Source organism: Isoptericola haloaureus, assembly GCF_036689775.1.
GTDB lineage: Bacteria > Actinomycetota > Actinomycetes > Actinomycetales > Cellulomonadaceae > Isoptericola > Isoptericola haloaureus.
Genome location: NZ_JBAGLP010000107.1, coordinates 16170 through 37946 on the forward strand (window position 1 = coordinate 16170; position 21777 = coordinate 37946).

The window sequence follows — 21777 nt, forward strand, 5'->3', positions numbered from 1 at the left end:
ACACGGCGCGTCCCGTCACGGCTTCTGCTTCCGCAGGGAGGTGGCGCTGGTGCCCGACGACGAGGTGGACGAGGCGGACGAGCCTCCGCTCCCCCCGGACGACTGACTGCTCGTCGAGCCCGCCGGCGGCGCCCCCGTGCCGCCGGTGCTGCCGGAGCTGCCCGGGCCGGGGTTCGGTCCGGTGGACGCGCCTCCCTGCTGGCCGCCTCCGGAGGGTGCACCGGACGAGTCGGAGGACTTGCCGATGTCCCACCCGAGGATGCCGTCGAGCTTGACCGACGGCTTCTTCAGCGACCCCGACGCCTTCAGGCGGATCAACGTCGTGTACTTGTCGATCTTCTCGCTCTTCTTGCCCCACTTCGCGGCGCGCGCCTGGCCCGCCTCGTCGTAGCTGAGCAGCAGCTGCCCGAACTTGGCCGGCGAGGGCCGGTTCGCCCGGGTGGAGTCGCTGACCGTGAACGTGCCCGCCTGGTTCAGCTGGTAGTCGCTCTTGCTCGGGTCCTTGCTGGCCGGCAACGGGGCACGTCCGGTCGTGTCGACGTACCGCAGCGGGTTGGCCGCCGCGTAGGTGTAGGCCGAGAGCAGGCCGGGATCGGCGACGACCGCGTCCGGGTCCTCGGTCAGCAGCGGCTCGGTGGACAGGAACCGCTGGTCCCGCCACGAGTACCACCGCTCGCCGAAGCTCGTGAGCTTGTACGTGGCGTCGGTCCACCCGCCGGCGAACAGGTACGGGGTGTCCTTGATGCGGCTCTGTCCCGCCACCCACTTCTGCCCGGACGGCAGGTACTCCAGGTACTGGAAGACGCTGCCGACCTCGTCGGTCACCACGCGCAGGCTGCCCTGCAGGTCGGTGTGGAAGAACTGGACGGTGAGCGGCTCGACCGGCGGGCACAGCCCGTCCCCGTCCGGGTCGGCCTGACCGACGTCGCAGGCGCAGGCCTGCGTCTCCGGGTCGCACACGCAGTTCTCGTCCACCAGCGGGTCGCAGCCCACCGGCGGCTCCGGGGCCGGGGCCGTGCGGTGGCCGGCGATCTTCGTGGCGCCCAGGTAGATCTCCGCGTAGCGGTGACCGTCGTTGTGCAGCCGCCAGGTCTCGTTGACGAAGAAGTACGTGCCCCCGGGTCCCCGTTCGAGGACCCGGTTGCCGTCGGCGTCGTAGCGGTACTCGGTGTCGTTGCCGTCCTGGCCGATCTCCACGAGGCGGTCCTCGGCGTCCCACACCATGCGGCGGTCGAGCTCGGAGGAGTCCGAGCTCGCGCACGGTTCGGTCCACCCGGTCACGTTGCCGTTGGCGTCGTGGGTGTACGTCCGCCCGCCCGCCTGCACCACCCGGTGCGGGTGGTCCGGGTCGAACTGCTGGTCGAGCCACGCGTAGGTCGACTCCGGGTCCTGGTTGTCCGAGCCGCCGCCGGACCCGCTGTACGGGTCGCACTGCGGCTCGTCCGTGGACCCGTCCTCGGGCAGGGAACCGTCACCCTTCTTCGAGTTCGTCTTCTGCTGCGACCGGCCCGGTCCCTTGCCGCCGCCCTTGCCGGTGGTCGACTCGGTGACGGTCGCCTGCGAGACGTCGACGAGGTTGCCGTTGGGCGTCCGGTCGGCCGCGTAGGTGTAGCTGCGGTCCTCCTGCCGGTCGATGTAGCGGCCCTCCGCCGCGGCCAGCCGGTAGTGCTGGTCGTAGGTGTAGGACTGCTGCGCCGGACCGGGCAGGTTGTTCGCCGGGATGTCGTCGAGCTCGTCCAGCGTGCCGGCCGAGCCGCCGTCGTAGAGCGCGTTGGCGACGTCGATCACGTTGCCGACGACGTCGTAGGAGTAGCGCAGCTCCTGCAGCTCGCGGGCGACCGAGGTCGTGCCGTCCCACTGCTCCTGCGCCGCGACGTCGGTGGAGACCCCGGTGAGGAACCGGCGGTCCGGGTCGTAGTCGTGCTCGGTGGTGACGCCGGTACCGGTGGTCACGGTGCGGAGGTCGCCGAACTCGTCGTACCCGGCGTGCGCCACGTACTCGATCTCGCGGTCCTCGCGGGGCACGGGGTCGCCCTCGACCGTGTAGGCGTCGTGCTGCGGTGCCTCGGACCACAGCCCGGAGACCTGGCCGCCGAGGTCGTACTCGTGGTGCAGCACCTCCCCGTGCCCGCCGTCGTCGCCCGGGTAGGTGAGCCGGACGAGACGCTGCAGCGAGTCGTACTGCCACCGCGTGGCCCAGGTGGGCTGCGGCTCGTCCTGCCCGATCCCGAACGGGTCGATGCCGCGGGTCACCGCCTCGGTGGACACGTTGCCGTCGACGTCGTAGGCGTACTCGCGGGCGACCGCGGGGGTGGCCTCGCGCGCGACCCGGCCCTGGCTGTTGCCCGGTGCCGCGGCGCCCAGCTCGTCACCGTAGGTGTACTCCACGTCGCCGGTGTCGTCCGGGTAGGTGATGCTGCGCAGCCGGTCGAAGTCGTAGGCGTACGCCACCGACGTGCCCGCGGCACGCCGCACCTCGTCGACGGTCGCCGCGACGTCGCCGGCCGGGGTCCACGCACGTTCCAGCAGACCCGAGTCGGGCGTCTCGACCGCCGTGCCGAGGTCGAGCATGTCGTACTCGTAGCCGGTCACCGCTCCCGCCGTGTCGGTGACCTGGGTCAGCCGGGCGATCGGGTCGTACGCATACGTGGTGATCAGCGGGTCCGTCCCGGTGCGGGCGGACTCGACGATCCGGGAGTCCCCGATCCCCGCGGCCGGCAGGGCGTCCAGCAGCCCGTCGGTCGTGCCCTCGGTGGGTGCCGGGTTCTCGACCACGGCCAGCACCGCGCCGCGCACGTCCGAGAAGCGCTGCACGGCCCGGCCGAGCGGGTCGGTCACGGTCGTGCTGGGCACCTTGAAGTCCAGGTGCGGAGGCTCGGTCGTGTCGTAGGTCCACGTCACCACGCTGCCGTCGGGCAGCTCGGTGCGCGTGGGGCCGCCGAGCAACCCGTACTCACGGATCGTCGGGTCCGTCCGCGGCACGTGCGTGTCGGCCGGGTCCATCGAGGAGTTCAACGTGTTGTAGGTCGTCAGGTGCGGCGGCAGGTCGCCTCCGCCGGGGTAGGTGGCCTCCTCCACGACCGGGTACCACTCCCGCACCTCCTTGCCCAGGGCGTCGAAGTCGACCGCACCCTCGACGACGACGGCGGGCGTGTCGCCGAGCGCGACGACCTGGGCGTCCCGCTTGCGCTGGACCACCCGGGCCATGCCGTCGACGAACGTGGCGGTGTCCAGGGTGTCGGCCGCGGGCGTCCCGTCGGCGCGCACGGCGTCGTGGTGCCGGGCGACGGCCCACGCGTGCCCGTCGGAGGCGTTCGTGCCGATGCGCAGACCTCCGTAGGCGTACGTGACGGTCGCCGGCCCGGACCCGCTGCCGTCGCAGGCGAAGTCGCCCGACTCCCGCGGCGTCGCCACGGCGGCGATGCGCCCGAGCGCGTCGTAGCAGTACTCGGTGGTGTGGCCGTTCGCATCCGTGGTCGTCGCCGGCAGGCCGACCGTGTGGTCGTACGTCGCGGTCGACGTCACCCCGTGGGAGTCCGTCACCTGCGCGATGTCGGTCACGCGGTGGTCGTCGTAGACGTAGTCCACGCAGTAGCGCTGCTCGTCGGCCGCCTGCTGGGCGGCCGCCTTCTCCGCGGCCGGGGCGTCGGACGCCGGCACGCAGCCGTCGAACACGGGCTCCTCGGGCAGCGCCGGCGGCGCACCGCCGCAGGCCGAGGAGTCGGTCTCGCCGGTGAGCACGTTCGCGGGGTACCGCACGGCGTCGTAGTTGCCGTAGGGCTCGAACGCCAGCTCGGTGACCGCGAGGATGTCGTCACCGCAGACGTCCTGGCCCTGGGTCTCGACGATCCGGACCGGGACGGCGTTGGCGCACAGGTCGAGGCTGCCGTCGCGGTACTTGAGCAGCTCGCCGGAGTCGTCGGTGCCGGCGTGCACCGCCACCGTGGCGGGCACCTGGACCCAGGACGTGTCCGCGTCGCGGGCGGCCGTGGTGCACGGCGGGTACGTCGTCACCGTGGTCGTGTCGTCGTCGGTGGTGCCCGTCTCGGCGTGGTCGACGACCTGGACGGTGTTGCCCAGCCCGTCGTAGGTGAAGTCCGTGGTGCGGGCGTGGGCGTCCCCGTCGCCGTCGTAGCGGGTGAACGTCTCCGTCGCCAGCCGGGGCGCGAGCGCCAGGTCGAACAGCGCCGTGCGGGCCGGGTCGCCGACGTCGGGCACCACGTCGGTGAAGACGTCACCGTTGGCGGGGCCGGAGCCGGGATCGCCAACCACGACGTATGCGTGCTCCCAGGTCGTCTCCGTCAGCTCCAGGAGATCGCCGTCGCCGCCCACCGAATCGGGGGCGAACAGGCGGGTGCGTTCGAGCAGGCCGGCGTCGAACGGGCTCTGGTTGCGGTAGTCCCACCGGGTGATCCGGAGGACCTCCGGGTCGTCGGTCGTCCCGTTGGTCGGGTCGACAGCGGGGTCGTCGTACTCGCGCTGCACCACCTCGGAGAAGCCGAGCGTCGTGCGGTGCAGGTGGTCGTAGGCGTTGCCGTCGTAGGAGAACTCGCGCCGCTGGACGTCGGTGCCGTCGCCGGGGCGGCCGTCGTCGTACTCCACCTCGCTCATGACCCACAGCGAGTTCGGCTGCTCCTCGATGTTGCCCGTGCGCTCGTAGTCGACACGGATCGTGCCGCCGAGCGGGTTCTCGACCGCCTTGAGCAGGCCGGTGCGCCCGGCCTGGTTGAGGCGGACCTCGACGTGCTCCTCGTTCAGGCTCTCGACGACGTCGAGGTAGCCGTCACCGTTCATGTCGACCATGTCGACGACGGTCCGCGAGCGCTCGTAGCCGCCGTGCACGCCGGGGTTGATGATGATGTAGCAGGCCACGAGGCAGATCGGGCCCACGGAGACCGTGAAGTCGAACCCGCCGTTCACCGACGTGCTGCGACCGAGGTCGGCGCGGTTGTCGATCGTCAGGTCCCCCACGCCGAAGTCGGGCGACGCGTAGGTCCCCAGCACCTCGGGGTCGCGGTCGTTGCCCTCGGCCGCGCCGAAGATCGTCGTGGGCGCACTCTCGTCGCCGTCGGCGTACACCATGCGGTCCAGGACGCCGTCGCCGTCGACGTCCGCCCAGGACGCCTCGGCGAGGGAGCCGCCCTCGGACCCGCCGACACCGCCGCCGAACTCGTAGGCGTTGAGCTGGAACCCGCCGGAGAGCGCGCCGGAGACGCTCTCGGAGGCCTCGAACACGCCGTCGGACCACTTCACGGGGTCGGCGTACCCGTACCCGGTGCCCAGTGCCACCTGCACGCCGGACTCGGACCAAGTCTCCACGAGGTCGGTCACGCCGTCGCCGTTGACGTCGTCGAGGTCGACGCTGACCTGGACGCCCTGCCCGGTGCTCTCGTCGTCGGGCAGCAGGTCGGACACCCCGCCGTCGAGACCCTCGGTGTTGTCCCCGAACGGGTTGGTCCACTGCCCCTGGACGGTGAAGCCCAGGCCGATGCTCATGCCGCGAGACTTGTTCTTGGAGGTCCCGTTCTCCGCGCCGACGGTGGCGCTGCCCGCGGACGTCTTGGTCTGCTCGCTGCCCTCGATCGAGACCGGCGAGCCGCCCAGGCCGCCCCCGACCGACACCGCGGTCGAGACGGTGTTCTCGAGCTCGGAGCCGCTGTCGACGCTGCCTCCGCGCGGTCCGGTGTAGTCGGCGTCGGACTCGGAGCGGATGTCCGGGAACCCGTCGCCGTTGAGGTCCTGGAAGTCGGTGACGGTCCGGCCTCCGCCGATGGCGCCGCTCAGGCTGGCCGGTCCGAGACCGAGTGCGGCGTTGAAGTCGCCGTCGATGGTCAGCACGCGTGGCGCCGGGCGGGCGTCGCCGCTGCTGCCGGGGCTCGTCGACCCCTCCTCGGGCTCCGGGTCGAGGACGGCGATCTCCTCGCCGATCCGGGTCGACCGGATGCCGGTGGCGGTGACGAACAGCCCTTCCTCGCTCGCCGCGCGCCAACGGTCGGCCGGTCCGCCGTCCGGACCGGGCAGCGGGAAGTACGGCAGCGCCTTGTCGAACGAGTCCGCCACCTCGTCCGCGGACCCGGACAGGTCGCCGGGCTCCCCGACGACGTCCGTCGCGGGCTTCGCGTCGGGGATCTCGGTGTCCTCGTCGAAGTCGTCGACCCCCTCCGGCTCGAGCTCGAAGTGCTCGCGCTGGAGAAGGGCGTCGCCCCGGGGCTCGTCGGCCTCGTCGCGGGGGACGTCGGGGTGGTCGGCGTCGTAGCCGGCCGCGGTCCACCCGCGGTTGCCGGAGGCGAAGACGGACTGGACGTCCGGGGCCACGAGGCGGCCCGTCAGGTCGTCGGCGCCCTTGTCGTCCTCGTCGTCGTCCGACGTCGCCTCGATGCTCACGCCGCCCTTCTCGAGCACGTGCGCCGCCAGCGGTGCGTCGTGCAGGGACACCTCGACCCAGTAGTCCTGGCCGGTCACGGCGTCGAAGTCCAGGGTGGTGGAGCCCTCGACCTGGTACTCGGCCGGCGGTGTGAACGGTCCGTCGTCGTGGTTGTGCTCGACGGTGAACTCCGCGGACCTGGCGACCACGCCCACGATGCCGTGCTCGTCCTCGCTCTTCACGGTCACCACGGCCGAGGAGGACGCCCAGGCCTCGTCGTCGGGCTCCACCTCGAGATAGTTCCAGATCTTGTCGGCAACCACGTCGACCTCGAGGGAGAAGGTCCCGTCGGCGTCCGGCGACCACGGCGCGTACGGTCCGGCGACCTCGTCGGAGACGGAGAAGACACGGACCGAGGGGATGACCACGGGGCCCGTCGAGGACGGCAGCACCGCGTCGGCGGGCAGGTCGTCCGGGGTGGCCTCGCCGTTCGGACCCGAATCCGTGGCCGGGTCGGCCACCTCGAGCTGGACGTCGAGGGCCACCGAGCGCGGGTCGACGGGCGAGTCGGAGACGATGTCGAGCGCGAGCCAGTCGGGGTTGTCCGTGACGGAGTCGCAGTCCTCGGCGTCGCCGTCGTCGTAGCACCCGAACGGTTCGGCGACCTTGCCGACCTCGGAGACGTCGAAGGTGTAGGTGAGCTCGACCGAGGTGGGGGCGATCTCGATCGGGTCCTCGCCCTCGGCCGCCACGGGCTCGTCACCGGGTGCCGGTCCGGCCCCCAGCAGCTCCTCGGTGTCCGCCCCGTCGGGGGTGAGCGTGACGACCTCGGACGTGCCCTCGATGAACCCGGCGTTGACCCCGTGGCTCGCGACGACCTTCACGTCGTCGGTGAGCAGCCCGGTGCGCTCCAGGGTGACGGTCAGCGTCGCCTCGCCCGGGTTCGACAGCGCCGTCCGGCCGCCGTCGCGTCCGAACAGGGTGAAGTCCTCGGCGGCGTCGTAGGAGAAGACGTCGCGGCCCTGGGCGTCCAGCAGGGGGGCGCTGGTGGACACGCCCGAGGAGACGGAGGTGTACACGATCACCGGCGCCCAGTCGACGAGGTCGCGCTGGCCGTTGTCGATCACGTGGGTGCGGAAGAAGATCTCGTCGCCGGCGTCGACGGCCACCGAGACGTCGTGGGCGGCGCTCGTGCTCCCGCCGTCGAGCGTCTCGTCGAACGGCCGCTTCGGGGTGGTGTCCAGCGTCTCGATCATGACGCGGACGCCGTCACCGTCGTAGCTTCCGGCGGCGAGGGTCGGGGTGCCGGTGACGTCGACCGTGCCGTCGAACGGCGCGACCCACCGGCGCACGCTGTCGTAGCGGGGTGCCGAGGCCTCGAGCAGCTCGGCGACCCCTTCCGGTTCGGCGCCGGCGAGCTCGGAGGAGAAGTCGCCCATCGGCACCGCGGTGCCCGCGGAGGAGGCGACGAACTCGATCGACCCGTCCGAGGGGTCGAGGATGTTGAAGAACACCTGCCACCCGTCGGACCCCTGCTTGATGAGGTCGGGCCGCCCGTCCGCGTTGACGTCCGAGAAGTAGCGGTCGGCCCAGTCGAACCCGAAGGAACCGCCGACCTGGATGGAGACCAACGGGTAGAACTCGGCGTGCAGGTCGACGCCGAAGTCGGTCCCGGTGCCGAGCTTGGCCTCGTCGATCGTCCGCTCCGACCCGAACCGGGTGTCGTCGACCGACAGGTCGTCACCGGGCTGGGAGAGGTTGCGGGCGTACTTCACGGCCCCGTTGTCGACCCAGACCCGGTCCGGCAGGCTGTCGCCGTCCATGTCCATGAGGGTCGTCACGTCCTCGCTGTTGCCGCCGGAGAGGTTGAAGGACCCTCCGAACGACCCGATCTTGCTGGGCGCCACCGGGTTGAAACCGATGTAGGCACCGCCCTCGGCCCCACCGCGGAAGGACGTCGACAGCGCGCTCGAGGCGGAGACGTTCGAGCCCGTGCTGTCGTCGCTCGCACCCCACCGCACGGGGTCGCCGAAGAGGTCCAGACCACCGTTGTCCTTGCGGGGGACGTCGTCGTACCAGCGCAGGGCGTGCGTGGCCGCGACCGCGCCGTCGCCGCCGAACTGGCCGAGGCGCTTCAGCAGGGACTTGTCGAACGGGTTGGTCTCGTACTCGAGCACGTACCCGCCGAGCAGCTCGCCGAGGTTGGTCTCGTCGATCGCGCCGGGCGCGTCGTCCGTGCGAGCGCCGGCGGGGAAGTGCCGCACCTGGATCTCGCGCAGCAGGTCGGCGGTGACCACCGGTGCGCCGCCGGACGCGTCGACCAGGGCGTCGGGCCGGGCATTCACCGAGTCGCCGGAGGCGACCGTCCTGACGCCCACGTCGCTGTCGCGCAGGAAGTACACGCTGTAGGGCGGCTCGTCGACGACGTCGGTCGAGCCGGGCGCGACGTCGAACCCGGTGTAGGTGATCTCGCGCAGGTACATCTCGAGCCCCGGGCCGGTCGACGAACCGCCGAACCCGACACCCGTCGCCGTGTCGTACTCGTACTCCATGACGTTGCCGGAGATGTCCTCGACGTAGGTCAGCGGCCAGTGGAAGGCGTTCCCGTCGGCCGTGGAGAGCACCTGGCCCTGGCCGTCCGGGTCACCGCCGTACCAGCGGTCGGTACCGTCCTTGTCGGTCACCTGCCACCAGTAGGCGCCGGGGCCGTCGCCGTGCCGGACGACGCGCTCGAACTCGGTCTCGGTCTGCCGCACGAAGTCGCTGCGGGGGCCGTCCTGGCGCGCGCCGTAGTCGCCGCCGGGCACGATCGAGTGCGGGAACAGCCGCGCACCGTCGAGCGTGTACGTCTCGGTCTCGACATCGGCCGAGAAACGCGGCGCACCGAAGGTGGGGTCCACCGCGATCGCCCCGGCGTCGAGGTCCCAGCCCAGACCCAGCCAGCCGTTGCCGCCCGAGGAGTCGTAGGCGAGGTCGAGATCGGGCTCGATGCCGGCCCGGCCCGGCGGCACGAGCACGGGGATGGAGGTCTGCACGGAGCCGGCGTTGGTGGGCTCGGGCTCGGTGACCAGCGAGAGCGCCTCGGTGGGGTCGCCGTCGTCGAGGTCGGTCAGGTCGACGCCGCCGAGGTCGTCCGGCGAGGTGCCGGGGACGTCGTCGAGCGCACCGACCGAGGGGTCCGCGAGCGGTTCGGCCGTACCGGGCGCGGCGCTGAGCGTCACCACGAGCGCGGCCGAGGCCATCATCGCCGTCGCCGTCGTCCACCGACGCGCGACCGTGCGCGTCTCCTGCCGGGCGGTGCCTGCGAGCATGGGAATCCCCTTCTGCACGGCCGAACGCCCTGCCCGACCGTCTTTCAACCTAGGGGTGTGATCTGCACCACTGCCAGGCAGGAGGGTGCGGATCCACGTTTCTCACCCGGGTGAAGACCGGCTGTCCGACGGTTCTGCCACGATGGAGGACATGTCCACGACGCTCGCCGACCTGGAGATCGACGTCGACCTGCGCGTCACGCCGTGGCACTACCCGGGCCCCGCCGCCCCCACGTCGGGGCTGCTGCACGGCGGCGCGTTCGGCACGCTGCGGCACGACGGCGGCAGGTGGGTGTCCGACGACGGCACCACCCTGGACGAGCTGCTGCACCGCGCCCGGGTCGCCGGGACGCAGGACCGCCACGCCGTGGTCGCCATCGGCTCGAACGCCGCGCCGGGCGTCATGCACCGCAAGTTCACCCGGCTGGGGGTGAGCACCACGGTGCCCATGGTGCACGGCACCCTCACCGACGTGTCGGTCGGCCACATCCCCCGCGTCAACCCCGCCGGGTACGTCGCCGCGGTCCCCCGGTCCGCGCCCGACGTCCGCAGCGCCGTCGTCGTCTCGCTGCTCACGCCCGACCAGGTCGCCGCGCTCGACGTCACCGAGCACAGCTACGTGCGTCGCACCGGCACCGACGGCCTGCACCTGGCGGGGCACGACGGCACGTGGTCGCTCTACGTCTCGGAGATCGGCGCGATCTCCGGCGACGACGGGTCGGCCCTGCCGCTCGGCACCCAGTCCGAGCTGTGGGAGCTGCTCCACCTCGATTCCGCGCTGGCGGCGCTGACCGGGCGCGGGGACCACCGCGAGGTCGCCCGCCGCCTGGCCGGCGACGAGCGGCTGCGCGACCGCGTCCGGGCCCATCTCATCGACCGCGACCGGGTCGTCGACACCGGCCTGGAGCTGCTCGACCCCGCCGCCTGACCGGATCGTCCCAGGTCAGACCTATCGCCGGGTGTGTCCGCCCCGCTACGATTCAGGCGTTTGAGACCGAATCGATCGACACCAAGGACACACATGAAGATCGCCGTCGTCGGGGCCGGGTTCGCAGGACTGGCCAGCGCGAAGACCCTCCGCGAGTTCGGCCACGAGGTCGCCGTGTTCGAGAAGGCGCCCGACGTCGGCGGCGTCTGGAGCTCCACACGGCGGTACCAGGGTCTGTACACCCAGAACAACAAGGACTCCTACTCGTTCACCGGCCTGCCGATGCCGAAGCACTTCCCCGAGTGGCCCAGCGGCGAGCAGGTGCAGGCCTACCTCGAGCAGTACGTCGAGGTGAACGCGCTGGCCGGCTCGCTGCGACTGTCCACCGAGGTGGTGCGCGCCGAGCTCACCGAGACCGAGGACGGCTGGCTGGTCACCGCACGCCGCTCCGGTGAGGCGGTGCAGGACCCCGAGCGGTTCGACCACCTCGTCGTGGCGAACGGCATCTTCTCCGACCCCGTGATCCCCCCGTTCGAGGGCATGGCCACGCTGCTGCGCGCCGGGGGGAAGGTCGTGGCCTCCGGCCAGCTCGGGTCGGTCGAGGACGCCCGGGGCAAGCACGTCGTCGTGGTCGGCTACGGCAAGTCCGCCTGCGACGTCGCGGCCGAGATCGCGCCGGTCGCCGCCTCGACGTCCGTCGTGGCGCGCCAGCTGCTGTGGAAGCTGCCCAAGAAGCTCGGCAAGGCGCTGAACTACAAGTACCTGCTGCTGACGCGCCTCGGCGAGGCCCTGTTCCGGTACCAGACGCTCGACAGCTCGGCGGAGCGCTTCCTGCACGGCCCCGGTGACCCGGTCCGCCGCTCGATGGTCTCCAGCGTCGGCGCCGTCTCGCGCAAGCAGCTCCGGCTCGACGACCTCGGCCTCGTCCCGCGCGGCGAGTTCTCCGACATCGCCCGGTCGACGGTGTCGCTGGCCACCGACGGCTTCTACGAGCAGGTGGCCGACGGCGCCATCACCGTGCACCGCGACACCGAGATCGAGCGGTTCGCGACCGACGACGACGGCACCCCGGTCGCCGTGCTCAGCGACGGTGACACCGTGCGGGCCGACCTGGTCGTGTGCGGCACGGGGTTCCACCAGCGCGTGCCGTTCCTCGACGCCGACCTGACCGCGCGGCTGCTCGACGATCGCGGCAACTTCCAGCTCTACCGTCAGGTGCTGCCGCACGACGTGCCGCACCTGACGTTCGCCGGGTACAACTCGTCGCTGTTCAGCCCGCTGTCGGCCGAGATGGCCGCCGTCTGGACCGCCGCCTACCTGGCTGGAGCGCTGGACCTGCCGCCGGACGAGGTCCGGCGCGAGCACGTCGCCGACCGCGTGGACTGGATGGAGAAGCGCACCGAGGGCCGGCACGCCCGCGGCACCAACGTCATCCCGTTCTCGCTGCACCAGATCGACGAGATGATGCGCGACCTCGACGTCGCGCTGCCCCGCCGCACGCAGGTGGCCCAGTGGCTGCTGCCCGTGGACCCGGCCGCCTACCGCCGGGTGTCCACCACGGTGCGCGACCGGGTCGCGGCGACGGTCTGAGGACGTCGGCTCAGCGGAACCGGACCGGGAGCTCGCGCGGGTAGCGGAACCACGCCGAGCGCACGAGCGGCACCTGGTCCGGTTCCGTCACCGCCTCGATCCCACCGACCCGCGCCACCACGTGGCCGACGATCTGCCGGGTCATCAGGGGCGCGGCGCGGTGCGCGGGGCAGGCGTGCGCGCCGAGCCCCCACGTCAGGTGGAACCGGGAGTCGACCTGCTCCCACGGGTCGGCGGCCTGCACGGCGTCGTCGGCGTTGGCGGCGGCCACCGCCGGGACCACGGCGTCGCCCGCCGCGATCGGCTGGTTCCCCAGCACCGTGTCCGTCACGGCGTACCGCGGCAGCAGGTGCGGCATCGGCGGCTCGCGGCGGGCGATCTCGTCCAGGCCGTCCTCCAGGGACAGCCGTCCACCGTGCAGGCGGGAGCCGAAACCGGGGTCGGTCACGATCCGGTGGATCGCCGTCGCCGAGGCCGCGATCGTGGCGTCGTGCGCGGTGCGGAAGAGCGCTCCGACGGCACCCATGACCTCCAGGTCGTGCTGGTGCCGTGGGTCGGCGATCAGGCCCGAGGCGAGGTCGTCGCCGGGTTCGGCCCGCCGGGCCGCGACGAAGGTCGCCAGCAGGTTCTCGGTCTCGTCGGCCGCGTCCGAGGCGTCGTCGCCGCCCGCCCCCAGCACGACGCTGAGCTCGTGCATCCGGCGCGCGTCGGCGAGGTTCATCCCCAGCAGGTCGGCGAGGACCCGGACGGGGACGTCGACGGCGTAGTCGGCGATCAGGTCCGCCGAGCCGCGCGCCGCCGCCCGGTCGAGCGCCGAGGTGCACGCCACCGCCACGGTGCGTGTGAGGCGCTTGTCCTCGAGCGTCGCCAGCGCGTCCTGCACCGGTCCGCGCAGGCGGCGGTGCTCGGCGCCGTCGCGGTCGAGCAGCGCGTCGCGCGCGGCGAGCACGGCGCGGACCGGGGAGCGCCAGGCGATCAGCCGCTCCGCCTCGTACCTCCACCGGCCGAACTCGCGCGTGAAGTGCACCTCGTCGCGCAGGACGGCGCTGACCTCGTCGTACCCGAGCGCCAGCCAGGCAGGGACGCCGGGTTCCAGGTCGACCGGCGCGACGGCGCCCCAGCGCGAGCGCAGCGCGTCGTAGCGGGCGTGCGGGTCGGCGGCCTGGGCGAGGTCGGCCAGGAGCGGCCGGTCGGCGACGTCCTCCAGCCGCACGACACGTCCGGCGGCGGTGATGCTCATGCGGCGGCTTCCTCGTCGGCCCGCTCCCGCTGCCGCAGCGCGTGGGCCACGAGGGTGGTCAGGGCCTCGACGGCCTGCGGGCGCCCCCGGACGTCCCCGGCGACGACCGGGGTGTCGGCGGGCAGGTCCAGGGCGGTGCGCACCTCGTCGACGCTGTGCCGCGGCGCGTCCGGGAACTCGTTGACCACGACGGTCAGCGGCAGCTGCGTGTGCTCCTCGAGCTGGTCCAGGACCTCGAAGCTGTCCGCGAGGTGCCGGGTGTCGACGAGCACGAGAGCGCCCACCGCGCCGTCGGCCAGACCAGACCAGAGGTCCCAGAACCGGCGCTGGCCGGGGGTGCCGAACAGGTAGAGCGCGGTGTCCCCGCCCACCGTGAGCCGGCCGAAGTCCATCGCGACGGTGGTCGTGCGCTTGTCGCCCACGCGCGGGTCGACCCCCACGCTCGCCGTGGTGATGGTCTCCTCCGTGCGGAGCATCGGGATCTCGCTGACCGCCTCGATCAGCGTCGTCTTGCCCACGCCGAAGGGGCCGACCACCAGCACCTTGACCGACCGGTCGACAGCCGCGGCCAGGTGCCGCGCGCGGTGGGCGCCGCGGCCCTGGGGCTCAGAGTCGGCGGAGTCCATCGAGCACCTCCTCGAGCAGCGTGGTGTCCGGCAGGCCGTGCGTCGGGGTGGACCGCAGGGCCAGGTAGCCGTCGTCCAGCAGGTCGGAGGCGAGCACGGCGGCCAGGCTGACGGGCAGGCGCAGGTAGGCGGCGACCTCGGCCAGCGCCAGCGTCCCGCGGCAGGTGCGCAGCAGCGCGTGCTGGTGGCGACCGGCGTGACCGGGCAGCTCACGGCCGTCGTCGACGGTGCACAGCAGCGTCTCGGGACGCAGCGTGTTGCGGGTGGGGTGCGACCGCCCGCCGGTCAGGACGTACGAGCGCACCGGGTGGTCGTGGTACCCCTCGGCGGTCATCGCCCCTCCCCTCAGTCCTCGACCGGATCCGTGCCGAGCGCCCGCTCGCCGATCATGAGCACCTGGGCCTGCATCTGCTGGGCGACCAGACCGGGGTCGATCCCGGCGTCGGTCACCACGGCGAGCCGCGACCCGTCGCCGGCGCCGCGCACGAAGAGGAACCCGCCCTCGAACTCGACGACCACCTGGCGCAGCCGGTCGCCCTCTCCGAACTCACGGCCCATCGACATCCCGAGCGCGACCAGCCCGGCGCAGGCCGCGGCGACCTTGTCGGCGGTGTCCGGGTCGGTGACGTCGGTGCGGACCTTGACCAGGCCGTCCGAGCTGAGCACGACGGCGTGGCGGACGCCGCGGACGCCGGCGACCAGGTCGAGCATCCAGCTGTCCGGGTGGTCCGTGGCGAGCGGTGCGTCACCGCTGGTCTGCGTCGTCATCTGTCCTCCGAGGTCCCGTCCCGACGGACGGGTCATGGGTGTCCGGGTCGTGCGGCGGTGCGGGGTCGGTGGCGGCGAAGAACGCGCCGATCCACGCCCCCGCCTCCTCGGCCGTCTGCTCCGGGCGCCGGGGTTCCGACAGTCCTGCGGAGGGCTCGGGCACGCGGGGCGTGCCGTGGCCGGCCGTGGGGGTGCGGTCCATCGCGGCCCGTCGTGACCGGCGCTGCGGGAGCGCGGGCGGGCCCGACGCCGCGTCGACGGCGGGCGCCGGCACGGGCGCGGTCAGCGGGTCGCGCGGCTCGGCACCGGCCGGCGCGGGCACCGGCGACGCCTCCTCCACGCCGGCCGCCAGCGTGTCGGGCACGCCGGCGACGGTCTCCGTGATCTCCCCGGGGATGCGGACGACCGCCCGCAGCCCGCCGTAGACGGAGTCCGTGAGCTCGACGTGCAGACCGAGGAACCGGGCGTAGGTCCCCACCACGGCGAGGCCCGTCTGCGGCACCTCCCCGAGGTCGGAGATCGTCACCGGGTCCTCACCGGCGGCGATGCGTCGCACCCGGGCGAGCTCGCGCGGGTCCATCCCCACCCCGCAGTCGTCGATCTCGACGACGGCCCCGCGCTGGACCTGCCGGATGACGACCAGCACCTGGGTGTTCGGCGGGGAGCACTGGGTGGCGTTCGCGAGCAGCTCGGCCACGACGTGCACGAGGGGCTCGACGGCCCGGCCGGTGACGGCCAGGCCGGGGTCACCGGAGACCTCGACGCGTCCGTAGGCGGTGATGCGTCCGGCGGCGGCCCGCACCACGTCGGGCAGGGCGAGGGGGGCGTCCCAGGTCTGCCCGGGCCGGCGGCCGCACAGGGCGACGAGGCTCTGCGCCTGCCGCGCGTGCTGGGCGGCCGCGTGGTCGATGCGCATCGAGGTCTCGAGCACGTCGTGGTCGGCGGCGTGGCGCTGGGCCATGCGCGTCGCCTCTTCCTGGACGCGGTGCGCGGACGCCTGCACCTTGCGGCTCAGCGCGACGACGGCCGTCTCGACGGCGGCGCGCTCGTCGGCCCGCTCGTCCTGCGTGCGCTGACGGTCGGCGTGCGCGTCCTCCAGGGCGCGGGACGCCTCGGCGAGCCCGGCCGCGAGACCGTCGCGCTCGATCACCAGGGCACGGAACGCCTCCTCCTCGCGGCGCGCGGCGCGGGAGAGCAGGGCGGCGGCCACGACCGGCAGCACCAGCGCCGCGGCGGCCACGACCCAGACGGACCAGGTGGGTCCGCGCTGTCCGAGCACGGGCAGGGCGGCGACGCAGAGCACCATGACGGCGACGCAGATCCAGGGCAGGGCGCGGCCGACCGCGGGCGGTCTGGCTGAGGTCGTCGTGCTCACCGCACCCCCGTCGGCAGGCTCTGGTGGGTCCTGCGGACCCTCGGACAGCGTGACGCGGGCATCGTGGCCCTGACCAGGAGTTTCTACCACAGCGCACCCCGTGGCGAAAGGGCGGACCACCGGCGTGGACAGGGGGCCGGGATAGGGTCCCGGCATGAGTGCCGACCCGCTCCTGCCCCCGTCCGACGCCGACCTGCCGACCCACGGCGCGGACCCGTTCGGCTGGCTCGAGGAGGTCTCGGGCGACGAGCCGCTGGACTGGGTGCGGCAGCGCAACGAGCACGCCCAGGAGACCCTCGGCGGGGACGACCTCGTCGCGACGCGGGCGGCGATCAGGGAGGTGCTGGACTCGGACGACCGCATCCCGGCGGTCTCGCGGATCGGCGACCATCTGTACAACTTCTGGCGGGACGCCGACCACGAGCGCGGGCTCTGGCGACGCACCACCCCGGACTCGTACCGCAGCGCGGACCCGGCGTGGGAGACGGTGCTCGACCTGGACGCCCTGGCGGCGGACGAGGACGAGTCGTGGGTCTGGCACGGTGCGTCCGTGCTGCGTCCGACGCCCGAGCAGCTCGCGGCCGGCGAGCCCTGGCGCCGGGCGCTGGTCGACCTCTCCCCCGGCGGCTCGGACGCCGACGTCACGCGGGAGTTCGACCTCGTCGAGAAGCGGTTCGTGCCGGCCGCCGAGGGCGGCTTCCACCGTCCGTTGGCCAAGGGCGGGCTCGCCTGGGCCGACGAGGACACCGTGTACGCGTTCACGGACCTCGGCGAGGGGACCACGACGTCGTCCGGCTACCCCCGGACCGTCGTGCTCTGGCGGCGCGGGACGCCGCTGGCGTCGGCCCCGGTCGTGTACGAGGGCTCGGTCGACGACATGTACATCATGGGCAGCCGCTCCCGGACGCCGGGCTTCGAGCGCGACCTCGTGCGGCGCTCGATCGCCTTCTACCGCTCCGAGGTGTTCCTCGTCGACGACGTCGGCACCCCCGAGCAGCGCCTGGTCCGGCTCGAGGTGCCCGAGAGCGCCGAGGTCGGTCTGCACCGCGAGTGGCTGACCGTCGAGCTGCGTGAGGACTGGCGGGCCGGCGGGCGCACCTACCCGGGCGGCTCCCTGCTCGGCGTGGTGCTCGACGACTTCCTCGCCGGCTCGCGCGACCTCACGGTGCTCTTCGAGCCCACGTCGTCGACCTCGCTGGTCGGCGCGACGTGGACGCGGCACCACCTCGTCGTCACGGTGCTCGAGGACGTCGCGCACGCCGCGCACGTCCTGACCCCGCCGGACCTGACCGACGACGCCGACGCCCGCGCGCCCTGGGCCCGCGGCGACCTGCCCGTGGGCGGCGAGCTGCTGACGATCGGCGTCGGGGCGGTCTCCGCCGTCGACAGCGACGACGTGTGGGTGACCCGCAGCGGCTACCTGGAGCCGTCGACGCTCGGTGTCACGACCGTCGTCGGCCCCGGTGACCCGCCCCGCGAGCCCGAGGTGCTCAAGTCGGCCCCCGCGTTCTTCGACGCGGACGACATGGTCGCCGCCCAGCACTTCGCGACGTCCGACGACGGCACGCGCGTGCCGTACTTCGTCGTCGGCCGCGCCGACCTCGTGCGACCGGCGGACGACTCCGCACCGGGCGCCGCGCCCACCCTGCTGTACGGCTACGGAGGGTTCGAGATCCCGCTGCTGCCGGGGTACTCCGGCACGGTGGGCCGCGCGTGGCTCGCCCGCGGCGGGGTGTACGTCGTGGCCAACATCCGCGGCGGGGGCGAGTACGGACCGCGGTGGCACCAGGCCGCGCTGCGCGAGAAGCGGCACCGCGCCTACGAGGACTTCGCCGCCGTGGCACGCGACCTCGTCGCGCGGGGGATCACCACCCCGGAGCACCTCGGCGTCCAGGGCGGGTCCAACGGCGGCCTGCTCGCCGGCAACATGCTCACGCAGTACCCCGAGCTGTTCGGCGCCGTGGTGATCCAGGTCCCGCTGCTGGACATGCGGCGGTACTCGCGTCTGCTGGCCGGCGCCTCGTGGGTGGCCGAGTACGGCGACCCGGACGTGGCCGAGGACTGGGACTTCCTGCGGACGTTCTCCCCGTACCACCTGCACGACCCGGAGCGCCGGTACCCGCCGGTGCTGCTGACGACGTCGACCAAGGACGACCGCGTGCACCCGGGCCACGCGCGCAAGATGGCGGCGAAGATGCTCGCCGCCGGTCAGGACGTCACGTACTACGAGAACGTCGAGGGCGGCCACGGCGGCGCGGCGAACAACGCCCAGGCCGCGCACATGGCCGCCCTCGCCTGGACGTTCCTGCGCGGCCGGATCACCTGACGCCCTGCGGGTTCGGGGTCAGGGGTGCGGGACGATCGCCGTGATGAGGGTGCCGTCCTCGCGGCGGTTGCCCGACAGGGCCCGGAGGCCCGGTCGCCCTGCGCGGACGGGGCCCTGACCGTCGAGCGGGACCGTCACGGGCTCGCCGGACCGGACCGTGACCCGCTCGCCCCGGACACCGACGGTCGCCCCCTCGCCCGTCTCCGCCACGAGCTCGAGCGACGAGGGCAGGACGGTGACCCGCAGCCGGGACCCCTTCCACGTGATGCGGAACGTCAGGGAGTCCCAGCCCGACGGGAGTCTCGGGTCGAACGTGAGGTCGCCGTCGTGGTCCCGCGTGCCGCCGAAACCGAAGGCGACCGCTCCCCACGACCCGCCGGCCGACGCGACGTGCACGCCGTCGGCAGCGTTGCCGTGCAGGTTCGCGAGGTCGACGTACAGGGACGACCGGAAGTACTCGAGCGCCAGCTCCTGGTAGCCGACTTCGGCGGCGACGATCGACTGCACGACGCCGGACAACGTCGAGTCCCCGGTCGTCAGCGGGTCGTAGTACTCGAAGTCGGCGAGCTTCTGCTCCGGCGTGAAGTGGTTGCCCTGCAGGACCAGGGCGGCGACGACGTCGGCCTGCTTGAGCACCTGGAAGCGGTAGATCACCAGCGGGTGGTAGTGCAGGAGCAGCGGCCTCCGGTCCGGAGGGGTGCGTCCGACATCCCAGATCTCTCGCTCGAGGAAGTGCGAGTCCTGGGGGTGGATCCCGATCTCGTCCGCGAAGGGCACGGCCATCCGCTCGGCGGCCCGGGCCCAGGCGACCGGCTCGGAGGGCTCGAGCCCGAGCTGCTCGACGAGGCGGGCGTGGTCCTCGGGGAACCGGTCGCGCAGGGCGTCCACCACGCGCGCCGCGGCCCGCAGGTTGAACCGTGCCATGACGTTCGTGAACAGGTTGTCGTTGACGACCGTCGTGTACTCGTCGGGCCCGGTGACGCCGTGGATGTGGAAGGAGTGGTCGCCGTTGGCGCGCCAGAAACCCAGGTCCACCCACAGCCGGGCGGTCTCCACGAGGACGTCCACCCCCTCACGGCGCAGGAAGTCCGTGTCGTCGGTCGCCACGACGTACTGCATCAGCGCGTAGCTGATGTCGGCGTCGATGTGGTACTGCGCCGTGCCGGCCGCGTAGTAGGCGGACGCCTCCTCGCCGTTGATCGTCCGCCACGGGAAGAGCGCCCCGCGCTGGGACAGCTCGGTGGCCCGCCGTCGCGCCGCGTCGAGCATGTGGTAGCGCACGCGCAGCGCGTTCCGGGCGAACCGCGGGCTCGTGTAGGTCAGGAACGGCAGGACGTAGATCTCCGTGTCCCAGAAGTAGTGCCCGCCGTAGCCCGACCCGGTCAGTCCCTTGGCCGGCACTCCGCTGCCCTCGGCCCGCGCGGTCGCCTGGGCGAGCTGGAAGAGGTTCCAGCGCACCGCCTGCTGGATCTCCTGCTGACCGCCGACCTCGACGTCCGACCGCTCCCAGAAGGCGTCCAGCCAGGCCCGCTGGTCGGCGTACAGCTCCTCGAGCTCGCCGTCCGCCACCCGGTCCAGCGTCCGTCGGCACCGGTCGACCAGCTCGCGCGGGGGCACGCCGCGCGACGTGTGGTACGCGACGGTCTTCGTCAGGCGCACCGGACGTCCCGGCTCCGCCCGGATGCGGAACACGTGCTTCGCGAGGTCCTCCTCGACCTGGGTGCGCACGTCCCACGCGTTCTCGGTCTCCAGCCGGTCGTCCGCCGCCACCGCGAGCGTCATCCCGGAGTCGGTGCAGCGGTAGGACAGGACCAGGCGCTCGTCGTCGCCCCAGTGTCCGCGGGGCTGGAGGACACGCCCGGTGAAGTCCTCGGCCTTGCGCGGGTCGAAGCCCTCGCCGAGCGCGGCGGAGGGGACGTGGTACTCGTCCTCACCGTCCTGCCGGTTGAGGATCTGCGAGGAGATCGCGACCGGTGCCGCCGCGTCGAGGAGCGTGACCTCGAAGGTCATCACGGCGAGGTGCCGTTCGACGAACGAGACCATGCGGTCCGAGCGGACCCGCACCCGCTTGCCCGACGGCGTGCGCCACAGCAGCTCACGGCGCAGGATCCCGTCGCGCAGGTCGAGCGACCGTTCGTACTCGAGCAGGTCGGCGACGGGCAGCAGGAGCGGCTCGTCGTCGACGTACAGCCGGATCACCTTGGTGTCGGGCACGTTGACGATCGTCTGGCCGACCTTCGCGAAACCGTAGGCGTCCTCGGCGTGACGGATCGGCCAGGTCTCGTGGAAACCGTTGACGAACGTGCCGTGCGCGTGGGACTCGCGCCCTTCCTCGACGTTCCCCCGCATGCCGAGGTAGCCGTTGGCGACCGAGAACATCGTCTCCGTGACGCCGAGGTCCTCGCTCGAGTACCGCGTCTCGACGAGCCGCCACGGGTCCGCGGGGAATCGCCGCCGGTCGACGGTGCTCTGCTCGTCGGGGGTCTTCGGGCTCACGCCGCGCCCCCGGCCCGCGGCGCGTCGAGCACCGACGCGTCGAGCTCGTCCAGGTCGGCCACGACCAGGTGGGCACCGTGCGCGCGCAGCACGTCGGCCCCCACCCCGCGATCGATGCCCAGGACGAGACCGAAGGCGCCGGCCGCACCGGCCCGGACGCCGGAGATCGCGTCCTCCACGACCACCGACTCCCCCACGGGCACACCGAGCAGCTCGGCGGCGCGCACGTAGGTGTCGGGAGCCGGCTTGCCCGCGATGCCCTCCCGGGTCGCGACGTTGCCGTCCACGACGACGTCGAACCGGTCGGCCAGGCCCGCGGCGGCGAGCACGGCCGCCGCGTTGCGCGACGACGAGACGACGGCGACCTGCGCGCCCGCGCCGGTCACGGCGTCGAGGAACCGCACCGACCCGGGGTACGGCTCGATGCCCTCCTCGACGAACATCCGGTTGACGATCTCGTCCTTGCGGTTGCCGAGCGCGCACACCGTGCCCTCGCCCGGAGCGTCGCCGTCCGCGCCCCACGGGAGCCTGACGTCGCGGGACCCGACGAACGCCGCCACGCCGTCGTAGCGCGGCTTGCCGTCGATGTGGGCGAAGTAGTCGGCCGCCGTGTAGGGCTCCAGGCCGTGCTGCGCGGTCCACGGGGCGAAGAGCCGCTCCCAGGCCCGCATGTGCACCTCGGCGGTCGGGGTGAGTACCCCGTCGAGGTCGAACAGGACGGCACGCAGGGCAGGCATCCGCACTCCTTCAGGT

At 72.9% G+C, this 21777-nt stretch carries 11 protein-coding genes; 3 read left to right on the forward strand and 8 right to left on the reverse strand.

Annotation, left to right across the window (positions count from 1 at the left end):
* Positions 1–15: 15 nt before the first annotated feature.
* Entirely contained in the window at positions 16–9675 is a 9660-nt protein-coding gene (locus V5O49_RS03360) for a SpvB/TcaC N-terminal domain-containing protein (protein WP_332900996.1), read from the reverse strand.
* A gap of 151 nt (positions 9676–9826) precedes the next feature.
* On the opposite strand from V5O49_RS03360, the gene V5O49_RS03365 reads away from it, so the two are divergent.
* Both V5O49_RS03365 and V5O49_RS03370 read left to right on the forward strand, forming a co-directional pair.
* Positions 9827–10603, forward strand: coding sequence for a hypothetical protein (locus tag V5O49_RS03365; protein ID WP_332900997.1), 777 nt, complete (start codon positions 9827–9829; stop codon positions 10601–10603).
* A 93-nt stretch (positions 10604–10696) separates the two neighbouring features.
* Positions 10697–12193 (forward strand): flavin-containing monooxygenase, encoded by a 1497-nt coding sequence (locus V5O49_RS03370; protein WP_332900998.1) that lies wholly within the window; start codon positions 10697–10699, stop codon positions 12191–12193.
* A 10-nt stretch (positions 12194–12203) separates the two neighbouring features.
* Here V5O49_RS03370 and V5O49_RS03375 read toward each other — a convergent pair whose 3' ends face one another.
* The 5 genes from V5O49_RS03375 to V5O49_RS03395 are packed head-to-tail and all read right to left on the reverse strand — an operon-like array spanning position 12204 to position 16202.
* A complete protein-coding gene (locus tag V5O49_RS03375) occupies positions 12204–13433 on the reverse strand; it encodes a cytochrome P450 family protein (protein ID WP_332900999.1) in 1230 nt (409 codons plus the stop codon).
* Positions 13430–14059 (reverse strand): GTP-binding protein, encoded by a 630-nt coding sequence (locus tag V5O49_RS03380; RefSeq protein WP_332901000.1) that lies wholly within the window; start codon positions 14057–14059, stop codon positions 13430–13432. Before V5O49_RS03380 ends, V5O49_RS03375 begins: the two co-directional genes overlap by 4 nt.
* Positions 14040–14393, reverse strand: a complete 354-nt coding sequence (locus tag V5O49_RS03385; RefSeq protein WP_278234998.1) for a DUF742 domain-containing protein — start codon at positions 14391–14393, stop codon at positions 14040–14042. The genes V5O49_RS03380 and V5O49_RS03385 overlap by 20 nt, the downstream gene beginning before the upstream one ends.
* Before the next feature lie 11 nt (positions 14394–14404).
* Positions 14405–14827: a roadblock/LC7 domain-containing protein gene (locus tag V5O49_RS03390; protein ID WP_278234999.1), complete on the reverse strand. Its 423-nt coding sequence runs from the start codon at positions 14825–14827 to the stop codon at positions 14405–14407.
* A complete protein-coding gene (locus V5O49_RS03395) occupies positions 14805–16202 on the reverse strand; it encodes an ATP-binding protein (protein WP_332901001.1) in 1398 nt (465 codons plus the stop codon). Before V5O49_RS03395 ends, V5O49_RS03390 begins: the two co-directional genes overlap by 23 nt.
* Before the next feature lie 154 nt (positions 16203–16356).
* Between V5O49_RS03395 and V5O49_RS03400 the strand changes: the two genes are divergently transcribed.
* On the forward strand, positions 16357–18528 hold the full coding sequence (locus V5O49_RS03400; protein ID WP_332901002.1) for a prolyl oligopeptidase family serine peptidase: 2172 nt from the start codon (positions 16357–16359) through the stop codon (positions 18526–18528).
* An 18-nt stretch (positions 18529–18546) separates the two neighbouring features.
* On the opposite strand, the gene V5O49_RS03405 is transcribed toward V5O49_RS03400, so the two are convergent.
* Positions 18547–21024, reverse strand: coding sequence for a glycoside hydrolase family 65 protein (locus V5O49_RS03405; protein ID WP_332901003.1), 2478 nt, complete (start codon positions 21022–21024; stop codon positions 18547–18549).
* Positions 21021–21761, reverse strand: a complete 741-nt coding sequence (locus tag V5O49_RS03410; RefSeq protein WP_278235003.1) for an HAD family hydrolase — start codon at positions 21759–21761, stop codon at positions 21021–21023. The genes V5O49_RS03405 and V5O49_RS03410 overlap by 4 nt, the downstream gene beginning before the upstream one ends.
* Between the last annotated feature and the right edge of the window lie 16 nt (positions 21762–21777).

What these genes read in the sequence shown, in the direction of transcription:
- V5O49_RS03360 (WP_332900996.1), bottom strand. Translation starts at nt 9,675, where the DNA reads ATGCTCGCAGGCACCGCCCGGCAGGAGACGCGCACGGTCGCGCGTCGG.
- V5O49_RS03365 (WP_332900997.1), top strand. Translation starts at nt 9,827, where the DNA reads ATGTCCACGACGCTCGCCGACCTGGAGATCGACGTCGACCTGCGCGTC.
- V5O49_RS03370 (WP_332900998.1), top strand. Translation starts at nt 10,697, where the DNA reads ATGAAGATCGCCGTCGTCGGGGCCGGGTTCGCAGGACTGGCCAGCGCG.
- V5O49_RS03375 (WP_332900999.1), bottom strand. Translation starts at nt 13,433, where the DNA reads ATGAGCATCACCGCCGCCGGACGTGTCGTGCGGCTGGAGGACGTCGCC.
- V5O49_RS03380 (WP_332901000.1), bottom strand. Translation starts at nt 14,059, where the DNA reads ATGGACTCCGCCGACTCTGAGCCCCAGGGCCGCGGCGCCCACCGCGCG.
- V5O49_RS03385 (WP_278234998.1), bottom strand. Translation starts at nt 14,393, where the DNA reads ATGACCGCCGAGGGGTACCACGACCACCCGGTGCGCTCGTACGTCCTG.
- V5O49_RS03390 (WP_278234999.1), bottom strand. Translation starts at nt 14,827, where the DNA reads ATGACGACGCAGACCAGCGGTGACGCACCGCTCGCCACGGACCACCCG.
- V5O49_RS03400 (WP_332901002.1), top strand. Translation starts at nt 16,357, where the DNA reads ATGAGTGCCGACCCGCTCCTGCCCCCGTCCGACGCCGACCTGCCGACC.
- V5O49_RS03410 (WP_278235003.1), bottom strand. Translation starts at nt 21,761, where the DNA reads ATGCCTGCCCTGCGTGCCGTCCTGTTCGACCTCGACGGGGTACTCACC.